Source organism: Pseudomonas agarici (assembly GCF_001543125.1).
Taxonomy (GTDB): Bacteria; Pseudomonadota; Gammaproteobacteria; order Pseudomonadales; family Pseudomonadaceae; genus Aquipseudomonas; species Aquipseudomonas agarici.
In genome coordinates, this window is record NZ_CP014135.1 from 689474 (window position 1) to 703042 (window position 13569).

Annotated in this window: 16 protein-coding genes and 1 pseudogene; 6 read left to right on the top strand and 11 right to left on the bottom strand. The window is 59.5% G+C overall.

What is annotated here, in order from left to right; translation table 11 throughout:
• Positions 1 to 56 precede the first annotated feature (56 nt).
• Positions 57 to 902, top strand: coding sequence for a carbon-nitrogen hydrolase family protein (locus tag AWM79_RS03130; protein ID WP_060782132.1), 846 nt, complete (start codon positions 57 to 59; stop codon positions 900 to 902).
• 22 nt (positions 903 to 924) lie between these two features.
• On the top strand, positions 925 to 2367 hold the full coding sequence (gene tldD, locus AWM79_RS03135; protein ID WP_060782133.1) for a metalloprotease TldD: 1443 nt from the start codon (positions 925 to 927) through the stop codon (positions 2365 to 2367).
• A 48-nt stretch (positions 2368 to 2415) separates the two neighbouring features.
• Here the strand turns inward: tldD and yjgA are convergent, their stop codons facing one another.
• On the bottom strand, positions 2416 to 2937 hold the full coding sequence (gene yjgA, locus AWM79_RS03140; protein WP_017130659.1) for a ribosome biogenesis factor YjgA: 522 nt from the start codon (positions 2935 to 2937) through the stop codon (positions 2416 to 2418).
• Between the two features lie 123 nt (positions 2938 to 3060).
• On the opposite strand from yjgA, the gene pmbA reads away from it, so the two are divergent.
• The 4 genes and pseudogenes from pmbA to AWM79_RS03160 all read left to right on the top strand — a co-directional run bounded on the left by pmbA (position 3061) and on the right by AWM79_RS03160 (position 6046).
• Entirely contained in the window at positions 3061 to 4407 is a 1347-nt protein-coding gene (gene pmbA, locus AWM79_RS03145; protein WP_060782134.1) for a metalloprotease PmbA, read from the top strand.
• 307 nt (positions 4408 to 4714) lie between these two features.
• Positions 4715 to 4966: pseudogene (gene aspA / locus AWM79_RS03150) on the top strand (aspartate ammonia-lyase); the annotation flags it as partial.
• A gap of 26 nt (positions 4967 to 4992) precedes the next feature.
• Positions 4993 to 5433: a hypothetical protein gene (locus AWM79_RS03155; RefSeq protein ID WP_060782136.1), complete on the top strand. Its 441-nt coding sequence runs from the start codon at positions 4993 to 4995 to the stop codon at positions 5431 to 5433.
• Position 5434: 1 nt separating this feature from the next.
• Complete coding sequence (locus AWM79_RS03160) at positions 5435 to 6046, top strand: superoxide dismutase (protein ID WP_060782137.1); 612 nt, start codon at positions 5435 to 5437, stop codon at positions 6044 to 6046.
• A 218-nt stretch (positions 6047 to 6264) separates the two neighbouring features.
• Here the strand turns inward: AWM79_RS03160 and AWM79_RS03165 are convergent, their stop codons facing one another.
• The 10 genes from AWM79_RS03165 to AWM79_RS03210 form a co-directional block, all read right to left on the bottom strand.
• Entirely contained in the window at positions 6265 to 6543 is a 279-nt protein-coding gene (locus AWM79_RS03165; protein ID WP_017130665.1) for an HPr family phosphocarrier protein, read from the bottom strand.
• 16 nt (positions 6544 to 6559) lie between these two features.
• Complete coding sequence (gene rapZ, locus AWM79_RS03170) at positions 6560 to 7417, bottom strand: RNase adapter RapZ (RefSeq protein ID WP_060782138.1); 858 nt, start codon at positions 7415 to 7417, stop codon at positions 6560 to 6562.
• A 5-nt stretch (positions 7418 to 7422) separates the two neighbouring features.
• On the bottom strand, positions 7423 to 7884 hold the full coding sequence (gene ptsN, locus AWM79_RS03175) for a PTS IIA-like nitrogen regulatory protein PtsN (RefSeq protein ID WP_060782139.1): 462 nt from the start codon (positions 7882 to 7884) through the stop codon (positions 7423 to 7425).
• A 9-nt stretch (positions 7885 to 7893) separates the two neighbouring features.
• Positions 7894 to 8199 (bottom strand): ribosome hibernation-promoting factor, HPF/YfiA family, encoded by a 306-nt coding sequence (gene hpf / locus AWM79_RS03180; protein ID WP_060782140.1) that lies wholly within the window; start codon positions 8197 to 8199, stop codon positions 7894 to 7896.
• 77 nt (positions 8200 to 8276) lie between these two features.
• Positions 8277 to 9770 (bottom strand): RNA polymerase factor sigma-54, encoded by a 1494-nt coding sequence (locus AWM79_RS03185; RefSeq protein ID WP_060782141.1) that lies wholly within the window; start codon positions 9768 to 9770, stop codon positions 8277 to 8279.
• Positions 9771 to 9956: 186 nt separating this feature from the next.
• Positions 9957 to 10682: an LPS export ABC transporter ATP-binding protein gene (gene lptB, locus AWM79_RS03190; protein WP_017130670.1), complete on the bottom strand. Its 726-nt coding sequence runs from the start codon at positions 10680 to 10682 to the stop codon at positions 9957 to 9959.
• The gene (lptA, locus tag AWM79_RS03195; protein ID WP_017130671.1) at positions 10682 to 11227 is read right to left on the bottom strand and encodes a lipopolysaccharide transport periplasmic protein LptA; all 546 of its coding nucleotides are present in this window, start codon (positions 11225 to 11227) and stop codon (positions 10682 to 10684) included. The genes lptB and lptA overlap by 1 nt, the downstream gene beginning before the upstream one ends.
• Positions 11214 to 11786: an LPS export ABC transporter periplasmic protein LptC gene (gene lptC, locus AWM79_RS03200; RefSeq protein ID WP_017130672.1), complete on the bottom strand. Its 573-nt coding sequence runs from the start codon at positions 11784 to 11786 to the stop codon at positions 11214 to 11216. The genes lptA and lptC overlap by 14 nt, the downstream gene beginning before the upstream one ends.
• 8 nt (positions 11787 to 11794) lie before the next feature.
• Positions 11795 to 12319 carry a KdsC family phosphatase gene (locus AWM79_RS03205; protein ID WP_017130673.1) on the bottom strand — a complete coding sequence of 175 codons (525 nt, stop codon included), beginning with the start codon at positions 12317 to 12319 and terminating at the stop codon, positions 11795 to 11797.
• Complete coding sequence (locus AWM79_RS03210) at positions 12320 to 13294, bottom strand: KpsF/GutQ family sugar-phosphate isomerase (RefSeq protein WP_017130674.1); 975 nt, start codon at positions 13292 to 13294, stop codon at positions 12320 to 12322.
• Positions 13295 to 13569: the final 275 nt, after the last annotated feature.

Here is a 13569-nt window from a genome sequence, read left to right on the forward strand (position 1 = left end):
TTTACCCCTCTCTGAAGATGGAGTAGCATGGCGCCATGTCTTTGAAGGAGTGCGCCATGACTTTTTCCGTCATTCAAATGGTCAGCCAGAACGATGTCCTGGCCAACCTGGCCCAGGCACGTGCGTTGCTGGAGCGCGCGGTCGAAGGTGGCGCACGTCTGGCAGTGCTACCGGAAAACTTTGCGGCCATGGGCCGTCGGGATGTCGCGGCCATTGGCCGTGCCGAAGCGCTCGGCGAAGGACCGATCCTGCCTTGGTTGAAACAGACCGCACGTGACCTCAGGTTATGGATAGTAGCAGGCACTTTACCGCTACCACCGGTCGATCAGCCACAGGCGAAGGTCAATGCCTGCTCGTTGCTGGTGGACGAACAGGGCGAGACGGTGGCTCGCTACGACAAGCTGCATCTGTTCGATGTGGATGTGGCGGATAATCGCGGGCGTTATCGTGAATCCGATGACTATGCTCAGGGTAGTCGGGTGGTGGTGGCCGATACGCCAGTGGGACGGTTGGGCTTGAGCGTGTGCTATGACCTGCGTTTTCCCGAGTTGTATAGCGAACTGCGCCTGGCCGGAGCCGAACTGATTACCGCGCCTTCGGCATTTACCGCAGTGACCGGGGCGGCACATTGGCACATCTTGATCCGTGCGCGAGCCATCGAAACGCAATGTTATGTGCTGGCCGCCGCCCAGGGCGGTATACACCCAGGACCACGGGAAACCTTCGGTCATACGGCCATCGTCGACCCGTGGGGGCGTATCGTCGCTGAACAGGATCAGGGCGAGGCGATGTTGCTGGGCCAGCGCGACAATACTGAACAGGCGTCCATCCGGGCGCGAATGCCGGTGGCGAGCCATCGGCTTTTTTTCTCGCAGGGCGCTCAGCGACCTGCATCGGAATGACGAAATTAAGGCGCAAAAACCCATGAGCGAGTTGTTGTCCTCAGTCAGTGAACATCTGTTGGCACCGGGTGGCGTGACAATCGAAAACCTTCAGTCGGTCCTCGGTGATCTGGCCGGACCGGGTATCGATGCCGCCGACCTGTATTTCCAGGGGCAGATTTCCGAGTCCTGGGCCCTTGAGGACGGCATCGTCAAGGAAGGCAGTTTCAACCTGGATCAGGGCGTGGGGGTCCGGGCTCAATCGGGCGAGAAAACCGGTTTCGCCTATAGTAATGCGATTACCCTCGAAGCCCTGGGCTCCGCCGCGCGCGCGGCCCGCTCGATTTCCCGTGCCGGACAGAACGGCACCGTGCAGGCGTTTACCTCCCGGGATGTGGCGCAGCTCTACGCACCGGACAATCCATTGGATGTCATGAGCCGCGCCGAAAAGGTTGAGCTGCTCAAGCGTGTGGATATCGCTACCCGGGCCTTGGACCCGCGCATCCAGCAGGTCTCGGTGAGCATGGCGGGGGTCTGGGAGCGAATTCTCGTGGCCTCCACCGACGGCGGTCTGGCGGCGGACGTCCGACCACTGGTGCGTTTCAATGTCAGCGTGATCGTCGAGCAGAACGGTCGGCGCGAGCGTGGCGGGCACGGCGGCGGCGGTCGTACTGACTACCGTTATTTCCTCAGCGAAGACCGCGCCATGGGTTATGCCCGTGAAGCCTTGCGCCAGGCGCTGGTCAATCTGGAGGCGATTCCCGCTCCGGCTGGCACCTTGCCGGTCGTGCTGGGCTCCGGCTGGTCCGGGGTACTGCTGCACGAAGCGGTCGGCCATGGCCTGGAAGGCGACTTCAACCGCAAGGGCAGTTCGGCCTACAGTGGGCGCATGGGTGAGAGGGTTGCCTCCAAACTCTGTACCATCGTCGATGACGGCACCCTGGCCGGGCGTCGCGGCTCCCTCAGCGTCGATGACGAAGGCACGCCGACCGAGTGCACCACACTGATCGAAAACGGCGTGCTCAAAGGTTATATGCAGGACAAGCTGAATGCCCGATTGATGGGGGTGGCGCGGACCGGCAACGGTCGTCGCGAGTCTTACGCACATCTGCCGATGCCCCGTATGACGAACACTTACATGCTGGGAGGCGAAAGTGATCCGGCGGAAATCATCGCTTCGGTGAAGAAGGGTATCTACTGCGCCAACCTCGGCGGTGGCCAGGTCGATATCACCAGCGGCAAGTTCGTGTTCTCCACCAGCGAGGCCTATCTGATCGAGGACGGCAAGATCACTGCGCCGGTCAAAGGCGCGACGCTGATCGGTAACGGTCCGGAGGCCATGAGCAAAGTGTCGATGGTCGGAAACGACCTGTCGCTGGACAGCGGCGTGGGCACGTGTGGCAAGGATGGGCAATCAGTGCCGGTGGGCGTCGGCCAGCCGACCCTGAAAATCGATGCGATTACCGTGGGCGGCACGGGGTCGTAGAGGCAAGGAGCTTGGGTAAGCGCCGGCGGCACTCACCCGTAACGAAGATCAGCGCAAGCCGCGTTGAGTGTCGTCCAGCTCCCGGATGTACTTGAAAATTTTACGGCTGGCAGACGGTGGCTTGCTCTGGGCAAGTTCGTGCTGGGCCTGGCGAATCAGGGAGCGCAGTTGCTGGCGGTCCGCATCGGGATAGTCGGCGACGAACTTTTCCAGGACGTCGTCGGTGCCGGCGATCAATCGATCACGCCAGCGTTCGAGATTATGGAAGCGTTCGTTGTATTGGCGGGTAGAGGCGTCGAGCTGGTCCAGCAACACCAGGATGGCGTCAGTGTCCTGGTCGCGCATCAGCCGACCGATAAACTGGATATGCCGTTTACGGGCGATATTGGCGGTGTGCTTCGGCGCTTCGGCCAGGGCACGGCGCAAACCGTCGGTCAGTGGCAATTTTGCCACCAGGTCAGGCTTGAGTGTGGTCAGGCGCTCGCCGAGATCAACCAGAGCGTGCAGCTCGCGCTTGACCTGGGTTTTGCTTTTCTCCCCATTGAGGGAGTCGTCGTAAGAATCAACCATGGTGGCAGTCCGTAAAGAAACGCCGCCATGATAACCAGTCGGGGGCCGCTTGTCCGGCCCGGTCGCTCGAAGGCCTTAACCGAAAGCTGCATTTGAGTGGAGAAAAGCTGAGTGGAAAAAACCATGAATGCGGCACAAAGCGTCGGCCCGCAGGCTTTGCCGGCACTGCAAGAGCAGGTCGAGCAGATTCTCGCCGAAGCCAAGCGTCAAGGCGCCAGTGCTTGTGAAGTGGCGGTGTCCCTGGAGCAGGGCTTGTCGACCTCGGTACGCCAGCGAGAAGTGGAGACGGTCGAGTTCAACCGCGACCAGGGCTTTGGCATCACCCTGTATGTGGGGCAGCGCAAGGGCTCGGCCAGCACCTCGGCCAGCGGCGCGGAGGCGATTCGCGAAACCGTCGCGGCGGCGCTGGCGATTGCCAGGCATACCTCCGAAGACGAGAGCTCGGGGCTCGCGGATGCTGCCCTGATGGCAAAGGAGCTGAAGGATTTCGACCTGTTTCACCCGTGGGAGATCACTCCGGAACAGGCTATCGAGCGGGCACTGATCTGTGAGGCAGCGGCGTTCGATGCCGACCCACGGATCAAGAATGCCGATGGCACCACGCTGACGACGGGCCAGGGCTGTCGTGTCTATGGCAACAGCCATGGTTTTATCGGTGGCTCGGCGTCCACCCGCCACAGCCTGAGCTGCGTGATGATCGCCGAAGGCGATGGGCAGATGCAGCGCGATTACTGGTATGACGTGCATCGCCAGGGCGAGTTGCTGACCGACGCCGCGATCATCGGCCACAAAGCCGCACAACGGGCGGCGAGCCGCCTGGGCGCGCGGCCGGTATCGACTTGCGAAGTGCCGGTGCTGTTTTCAGCCGAGTTGGCCGGTGGCCTGTTCGGTAGTTTTCTCTCGGCGATTTCCGGCGGCAACCTGTACCGCAAGTCCTCGTTCCTCGACGGTGCGCTGGGGCAGCGGTTATTCCCGCAGTGGCTGACCCTCGACGAGCGCCCACACCTGATGCGGGCTATGGGCAGTTCGGCATTTGACGGCGATGGCCTGGCGACTTACGCCAAGCCGTTCGTCGAGAATGGCACCCTGGTGTCCTATGTCCTGGGCACGTATTCGGGGCGCAAGCTGGGCATGCCGAGTACCGCCAACGCCGGTGGTGTACATAACCTGTTCGTTACCCACGGCATCGAGGATCAGGATGCCCTGATTCGGCGCATGGGACGTGGCCTGCTGGTCACCGAACTGATGGGCCATGGTCTGAATATGGTCACCGGCGATTATTCCCGGGGCGCGGCGGGTTTCTGGGTCGAGAACGGCGAAATCCAATTCCCGGTCCAGGAGGTGACCATCGCTGGCAATATGCGCGACATGTTCAAGCAGATCATCGCCGTTGGCAGCGACCTTGAACTGCGCAGCAATATTCGCACAGGCTCGGTGCTGATCGAGCGGATGACCGTAGCGGGTAGCTGATTGCGCTTGTTCGACCGCACAAAAAGCGTGTCATCCAGTGGATGGCGCGCTTTTTTTTAGCTGAACGCCCAGCCCGTGGTTGTGCCAACCGCTGTGGCGAGTTCGCCTGTCTGATACAGCGCGTTCTTCGGCTTTAGGAGGGACCTTGCCCTTCAGCGAGACGGCGTGGCGTTCCGATAAGCCCACGCACCATAATTGTGTGCATTTATTTCCTTGTTTTGATTCTCAATATCATATAATAATAAATCTCATTATCTGACGAGCTTGGATCATGAGTTCTGCCTTACATGAACAACCCCGCCAGGACAGCTTGTCGCTGCCGACCATCGCCCAGAACCTGCTGAGCAGCATCGAGTTGTTGGCGAAGGTCAGCCGCCTGTTGGCCGACCAGGCCATCGCCAGTTTCAAGATCAACATCAAGCAGGCGTTGTCGCGTCATCCGATCCTGCTCACTGCGCTCAACCCGATTATCGAGGTTGCGCTTGAACACACCGATCTGCCTCGCAGCCAACTGGAAACTCTGCCGGATCCTGAAAGGCTCACGGTTGGCGGCGTGTAACCTAACGCATTGCCTGGAGGTTCGTCATGGAACACTGGAAACGCATGATCGAAAGGGCCAACCGTTATTTCAACCTAGGCGAGCTGGTCGATGCCCGCGAACACTACTTGCAGGCTCTGGCCCTGGCACAGGTGCTGTTCGAGCGCTGGCCGGACGCGGAGGAGGCGGTGGTCGCCTGCGTGATTTCCCACCACAACCTGGCGGACCTGCACCTGCGGCTCAATCAGCCCGAAGAAAGTGTCGAGTACTTGTGTGCGATCCATCAGCGCCTGTTGCAGACGATGCAGGACAGTCGCCTGGCGCCGCCACTGCGCGAAGCGGCGCTGCGTCAGAGCAGCAAGACCTACGTCCAATTGCTTGCCTTTATCAGTGAGCACGGTGAATACCCTCGCACCAGCCGCCTGCTCTACAGCCAGGCGGCTTCCTTGGGATCGACCGCGTCGCGTTACCCACATGGAGTTCATTGAAATGACCTACACCTTGCCTGCGCTGCCTTACAACTACGATGCCCTGGAGCCGCATATCGATGCCAAGACCATGGAAATCCATCATACCAAGCACCATCAGACCTACATCACCAACCTCAATGCGGCCGTAGAGGGCTCGGAGTGGGCCGACTGGCCGGTGGAAAAACTGGTGGCTGCGGTCCAGCAACTGCCAGAGAAAATCCGCCCAGCAGTGATCAATCACGGTGGTGGCCATGCTAACCATTCGCTGTTCTGGGCGGTCATGAGCCCGTTGGGTGGTGGTGAGCCGGAGGCGGCTCTAGGGCAGGCGATCAATGAGCAACTGGGCGGCTTCGAGGCGTTCAAGGAGGCGTTTACCAAAGCGGCACTGACGCGCTTTGGCAGCGGCTGGGCCTGGTTGAGCGTGACCCCGCAGAAAAATCTGGTGGTTGAAAGCAGTGGTAACCAGGACAGTCCGTTGATGAACGGCAATACCCCAATTCTCGGCCTGGATGTCTGGGAGCATGCCTATTATCTGCTGTACCAGAACCGTCGTCCGGAATACATCAACGCGTTCTACAACGTGATCAATTGGCCTGAGGTCGAACGGCGTTATCTTGCGGCATTGGCGTAAACCACCTAGCTAACAAGATCCAAAGCCGATAAGGGAGGCTGAAACCGTGGCAATGAGCAGAGGGCGACTATTTCGCTTCGGAGTCGGCTGGCTGCTGCTGTTGGCAGGGATGGTGCTGCTCGCCGCCCGGCTGCTGGGTTGGTTGGGTGGGATTGCCTAGGTAGTCAGGACGCTCGCCACGGTGATGGTCTTAGCCGGATGCCATCGCCGTGGCGAGGTTATCCGCCTTCGTCGAAGTAGTTGTTGATCAGCACTACCAGCGCATCCAATGCTGCCTGCTCTTGTTCACCTTCGGTACTGATATGGATCTTGCTGCCCTTGCCGGCAGCCAACATCATCATGGCCATGATGCTCTTGCCATCGACCATGCTCTCGGGCTTGGGCGTGCGACCTACCCGGATCTGACAGGGGTACTTGCCGGCCACGCCGACGAACTTGGCGGATGCGCGGGCATGCAAACCCAGTTTGTTGATAATTTCAATTTCCAGAGCGGGCATCGCGATGGTGATCCTTTCAGCTAAGGTCGCGGTGGCGGACCTGGACGTTCTTCAGGGATTGTTGCAGAACCTGGCCAAGGCGTTCGGTCAGGTAGACGGAGCGGTGATGCCCGCCGGTGCAGCCTATGGCAATGGTGACATAAGCCCGGTTGCTGGCAGCGAAGCGTGGCAACCATTTGAGCAGGTAGCTGGAAATGTCCTGGAACATTTCCTCGACATCCGGTTGCGCGGCGAGGTATTCGGCCACCGGTCCGTCGAGCCCGGACTGCTCGCGCAGTTCAGGTTTCCAATACGGATTGGGCAGGCACCGCACGTCAAACACCAGGTCGGCGTCTACCGGCATGCCGCGCTTGAAGCCGAACGACTCCACTAGGAACGCGGTGCCCGGCTCCGGCTGGTTCAGCAGGCGCAGCTTGATGGTGTCGCGTAGCTGGTACAGATTGAGGTGGGTGGTGTTGACCTTGAGATCGGCCAGGTCGGCAATCGGCCCCAGCAGACTGCTCTCGTCGCGGATAGCTTCGGCCAGCGAACGGTTGGCGCTGCTCAGGGGGTGGCGCCGGCGGGTCTCGGAGAAGCGCTTGAGCAGGGTTTCCTCGTCGGCGTCCAGATACAGCACGTCACACTGGATATGCCGACCGCGAACTTCGTCCAGCAGCTCGGGAAAGCGCGACAGGTGGCTGGGCAGGTTGCGCGCATCAATGGAGACGGCGACCAGCGGTTGCGCCAATTCGGTATGGATCAGCGCCCGTTCGGCCAGTTCCGGCAGCAGGCCGGCTGGCAGGTTATCGATGCAGTAATAACCGTGGTCCTCGAGGACATCGAGGGCAGTGCTTTTACCTGAGCCGGAGCGGCCGCTGACGATGATCAAGCGCATGGTGACTAACCGTTCTGTATGTCCAGGACAACCTTATACAGGGCTTCGTTGCTCGGTGCGCCGCGCAGGCGGTCGCGCACCTCTTTGCGGTCCAGCATGCTGGCGATCTGCCGGAGCAGTTCCAGGTGCGCATCGGTGGCGGCCTCCGGGACCAACAACACGAACAGCAGATCGACTGGAGCGCCGTCGATGGCGTCGAAATCGATGGGAGCATCCAGGTGCATCAGGGCACTGATGGGCAACTGACAGCCTTTGAGGCGACAGTGGGGAATAGCGATGCCGTTGCCAAAACCGGTTGAGCCAAGTTTTTCACGGGCAATCAGGCTCTCGTAGACATCCTGCATTGCCAGATCGGGCACTTCGCGGGCGATCAGGTTGGCAATTTGTTCGAGGGCGCGTTTTTTACTGCCGCCCGGCACGTTCACCAGGGAACGGCCGGGGGTCAGGATGTTTTCAAGTCGAATCATGGGTGGGCGTTAGCGACCTGTACCTTGGAGCAGATGCAGGTTCTTTTCCTTATGCTTTTTCAGTTGGCGGTCCAGCTTGTCGGTAAGCAGGTCGATCGCGGCATACATGTCGTCATGTTCGGCGTTGGCGACCACCTCGCCACCGTGAATGTGCAGCGTGGCTTCGATTTTCTGCTTCAGTTTTTCGACGGCCATTGTCACCTGCACGTTGGTGATCTTGTCGAAGTGGCGCTCTAACCGGTCAAGTTTCTCGCCGATGTAGGTACGCAGGGGTTCGGTCACTTCCAGTTGGTGTCCACTGATGTTGACTTGCATACAGCTTCTCCTTCGTTGCCAGTGCATGAAGCGGCAGGCGTATGCCTGCCACTGGAACGCTGTGGCACGCCCGGCGGTTACATCAACCGCTTCCGTTCGCTGGAAGGTGCGATCCCGAGGGATTCACGGTACTTGGCGACGGTGCGACGGGCGACCTGAATGCCTTGTGCCTCCAGTAAACCAGCGATCTTGCTGTCACTCAACGGCTTTTTCTGATTTTCCGCCGCAACCAGTTTCTTGATGATCGCGCGGATCGCCGTGGACGAGCATTCACCGCCTTCGGAGGTGCTGACATGGCTGGAGAAAAAGTATTTCAACTCATAAATACCGCGAGGGGTATGCATGAATTTTTGGGTGGTGACCCGGGAAATCGTCGATTCGTGCATACCCACGGCTTCGGCGATGTCATGCAGGACCAGCGGTTTCATCGCTTCATCACCGTACTCCAGGAAGCCGCGCTGGTGTTCGACGATCTGGGTGGCGACCTTCATTAGGGTTTCGTTACGGCTCTGCAGGCTCTTGATGAACCAGCGGGCTTCCTGCAACTGATTACGCATGAAGGTGTTGTCGGCGCTGGTATCGGCGCGGCGGACAAACCCGGCGTATTGCGGATTGACCCGCAGGCGTGGCACCGACTCCTGGTTCAGTTCTACCAGCCAGCGCTCGCTGTCCTTACGCACGATGACGTCGGGCACTACATATTCGGCTTCGCTGGATTCGATCTGCGAGCCAGGGCGCGGGTTGAGGCTTTGCACCAGCTCGATGACCTGGCGCAGTTCGTCTTCCTTGAGCTTCATACGGCGCATCAACTGGCTGTAGTCGCGGCTGCCCAGCAGGTCGATATAGTCGTTGACCAGACGTTGCGCTTCGCTCAGCCATGGGGTCTCGCTCGGCAGTTGGCGCAGTTGCAGCAGCAGGCACTCGCCGAGGTTGCGGGCGCCGATGCCGGCCGGTTCGAACTGTTGGATGCGGTGCAGGACAGCTTCGATTTCGTCGAGCTCGATGTCCAGCTCCGGATCGAAGGCGTCGAGAATTTCCTCGAGGGTCTCGTCCAAGTAGCCCTGACTGTTGATGCAGTCGATCAGGGTCACCGCGATCAGCCGGTCGGTGTCGGACATCGGTGCCAGGTTCAACTGCCACAGCAGGTGGCTTTGCAGGCTTTCGCCGGCGGAGGTGCGGGTGGTGAAGTCCCACTCGTCGTCATCGCTGCTAGGCAGGCTGCTGGCGCTGGTCTGGTAAACGTCTTCCCAGGCGGTGTCGACCGGGAGTTCGTTGGGAATGCGTTCGTTCCAGTCGCCTTCCTCGAGGTTGTCGACCGTGGGCGCGGTTTCCTGGTAGGAGGTTTCCTGGACGTCGGTAGTGGGCTTTTGCTCGGTGCTGTCGGCCAGTGGATCGGCATTATCGAAGTCGTCGCCTTCTTCCTGGCGTTCGAGCATCGGGTTGGATTCCAGGGCCTCCTGGATTTCCTGCTGAAGGTCCAGGGTTGACAATTGGAGCAGGCGGATGGCCTGTTGCAGCTGCGGTGTCATCGTCAGCTGCTGGCCCATTCTTAGGACTAGCGATGGTTTCATGGCAGGGGCTTAACACCTTATTTGCCGGCGCACATGCGCCATCCACTACAGGGCGCCGGAGCGCCAAACATAAGCAAATTATATGCCTGAAATCCAAGCGTTTGCCTAGAGTGCCGTAACAATAAAAGCATAGGATGCTTTATCGAACATTCCGGCACTCAGGCGGGTAGCCAAACACCGTCGGGCTTACAGGCGGAACTCATGGCCCAGATAGACTTCCTTGACCAGCTCGTTGGCCAGGATGGTGGCCGAATCGCCTTCGGCGATCAGTTGTCCATCATTGACGATATAGGCGGTTTCGCAGATGTCCAGGGTCTCGCGAACGTTGTGGTCGGTGATCAGTACACCGATGCCCTTGGCCTTGAGGTGGTAAATGATCTGCTTGATATCGCCGACGGAAATCGGGTCGACACCGGCGAAGGGTTCATCCAGCAGGATGAATTTCGGTGCGGTGGCCAGGGCGCGGGCGATTTCCACTCGGCGGCGCTCGCCACCGGACAGGCTCATGCCGAGGTTGTCGCGAATGTGACTGATATGGAATTCCTGTAGCAGGCTTTCCAGTTCCTTGCGCCGGGCGGCCTTGTCGAGTTCCTTGCGGGTCTCGAGGATTGCCATGATGTTGTCGGCCACCGACAGCTTGCGAAAAATCGAGGCTTCCTGGGGCAAGTAACCGATGCCCGCACGGGCGCGGCCATGCATCGGCTGGTGACTGACGTCATGGTCGTCGATCAGCACGCGTCCCTGGTCGGCCTGAACCAAGCCGACGATCATGTAGAAACAGGTGGTCTTGCCGGCACCGTTGGGGCCGAGCAGGCCGACGATCTGTCCGCTTTCGATCGACAGGCTGACGTCACGCACCACCTGGCGAGTTTTGTAGGCTTTGGCCAGATGCTGGGCTTTCAAAATTGCCATTACTGGGCCTTTTGCTCGTCGGTTTTCTTTTTCGGTTGGATAACCATGTCGATACGCGGCCGTGGCGTGGCAATCGGCGTGCCATTGGCGCGACCGGCGGTGGCCACCTGCTTCACCGTGTCGTAGACGATCTTCTCGCCTTCGGTGGTGTTGCCTTCGTTGACCACTTTGGCCTGGTCGATCAGGACGATACGGTTCTGCTGGGCGAGATATTGGATGGTTTTGCCATAACCCTTGACCGGTTGTGTGTCGGTGACCTTCTGTCGCTGTTCGAAGTACGCCAGGTTGCCCACGGAGGTCACCACGTCGATGTCTCCCGAGGCAGTACGGGTGAGCGTCACGGTATTGCCCCTGACGACCATCGAACCTTGAGTGATGACAACGTCGCCCTTGTAGGTGGCAATGCCTTGTTTGTCATCCAGTTGAGCATCGTCGGCTTGAATGCGGATGGGCTGATCTCTGTCGTTCGGCAGAGCCCAGGCATTCACGCTTCCCAGTACTGCGCCCAGGCTGAGCAAAATCGGGAGGGTTTTAACGAGACTCATACTGTCCTCTTACGTTCGATAGCAGGTGCATCCTGCTTTCTTCCAGATAGGCTTTCATGCCCGTACCCGTGGTGACGCCATTGGGACCGTCGATTCTAACGGCTTGCTCGGTCTGCGCATATTGCTTCTGTGGGAATACTGTCATTCGGCTACTGGTGATGAGTATATTGCGCTGTTTTTCGTCGGTGCGCGCGATGCGGACCGAGTCGATCAGTTCGACCTGGGTGCCGTCCGGGTTGACCTCGGCACGTTCGCTCTGGACGTGCCAGGGGAAGGCGGTGCCGCGATAGAGCTGCAGGTTGGGCTTGGTGACCAGGGTTGTGTCGGAGACCTTGAAGTGCTCGACCTTGTCGCCGGTCATGTCGTACTGCACCTTGCCGTCTGGCAGGTACTGGACACTGTGGGCGTTGATCGCATAGTAGTCGATCAGCGTGTTATCCACAGGCGCAGCCGTTTGCTCCAGGAAACGTTCCGGGTTGATGTTCCAGTAGCCCACGGCCGCGAAGAGGGCGGCAATACCGGCGAACAGCAAAATATTGCGAATTTTCTTGCTCAGCATAAATAGCTCTACAGGTAGGCGGCGTGGGCCGCTTCAAGGCTGTCTTGGGCGCACAGGATCAGCTCGCAAAATTCGCGGGCGGCACCTTCTCCACCGCGGGCCTGGGTAACGCCGTGAGCGTGTTGGCGAACGAAGCCTGCGGCATTGGCCACGGCCATGCCCAGTCCGACGCGACGGATCACTGGCAAGTCCGGCAGATCGTCGCCCAGATAAGCGACTTGTTCATAGCTTAGATTGAGTTCAGCCAGCAGGGCGTCCAGAACCACAAGTTTGTCTTCACGGCCCTGGAACACATGGGGGATGCCCAGGTTTTTCGCCCGACGCTCGACCAGCGAGGTCTTGCGACCGCTGATGATAGCGGTCTGTACGCCTGCGGCCATCAGCATCTTGATACCCTGGCCGTCGAGGGTGCTGAAGGACTTGAACTCGGTGCCGTCCTCGAGAAAATACAGGCGACCGTCGGTCAACACGCCATCGACGTCGAAGACCGCCAGCTTGATGGGTTTGGCGCGTTGCAGCAGATCGGTGTTCATTTACATCACTCCTGCGCGCAGCAAATCATGCATGTTCAAGGCGCCCACCGGGCGCTCCTCGTCATCGACTACCACCAGCGCGCTGATTTTATGGTCTTCCATGATCTTTAGGGCTTCAGCGGCGAGCATTTCGGCCTGCGCGGTCTTGCCGTGCGGGGTCATCACTTCTTCGATCAAGGCGCTGTGGATATCGATGCTGCGATCCAGCGTGCGGCGCAGGTCGCCATCGGTAAAGATCCCCGCGAGGCGGCCATCGGCCTCGACCACCACGGTCATACCCAGGCCCTTGCGAGTCATTTCCATGAGTGCGTGTTTCAACAATGTGCCGCGCAACACCTGCGGCAGTTCGTCGCCGCAATGCATGACATTTTCCACTTTGAGCAACAGGCGGCGGCCCAGGGCTCCTCCCGGATGGGAAAAGGCGAAATCTTCAGCAGTGAAACCACGGGCTTCCAGCAACGCCACGGCCAGGGCATCGCCCATCACCAGCGCGGCGGTGGTCGATGAGGTGGGCGCCAGGTTCAGTGGGCAGGCTTCATGCTCGACACGCACGTTCAGGTTGACCTCGGCGGCCTTGGCCAACGGCGAGTCCGGGTTGCCGGTCAAGCTGATCAACTGGATACCCAGACGCTTGATCAGCGGCAGCAGGGTAATGATTTCCACGGTCGAGCCGGAGTTCGACAGGGCCAGGATAATGTCATCCCGAGTGATCATGCCCATGTCGCCATGGCTGGCTTCCGCCGGGTGGACAAAAAAAGCCGTGGTGCCAGTGCTGGCCAGGGTCGCGGCAATTTTGTTGCCGACGTGCCCGGACTTGCCCATGCCGACCACGACCACGCGGCCCTTGCTGGCCAGAATCATCTCGCAAGCGCGTACAAAATCTGCGTCGATATGGGCCAACAAGCCTTCTACGGCCTCTACTTCGAGGCGGATGGTGCGTTGTGCTGATTGAATCAGGTCGCTGGATGGGCTCATGTCAGAAATCGTATAGCCTGATGAAAGGGCGCGATTATAACGGTAACTAACAATTCCCTCACGCTTGATCGTTGTGCTTTGCTCAATCAGTGTAGGACGTTGCCATGGGTTTTTGCTTTGCAGTCTGTCAAACCCGGCTGTATTTAGCACGAACAAGCAAAGCTTCGGTCTTGGGCGGCTCGTATCAGCAGTGATATAGTTCGCGACCAGTTCGGCCCGCTCAGGAAGTGCGCGTCTCTATAATGGAGGCCTGGTGTCCGAGTCAGAGGCTGCAT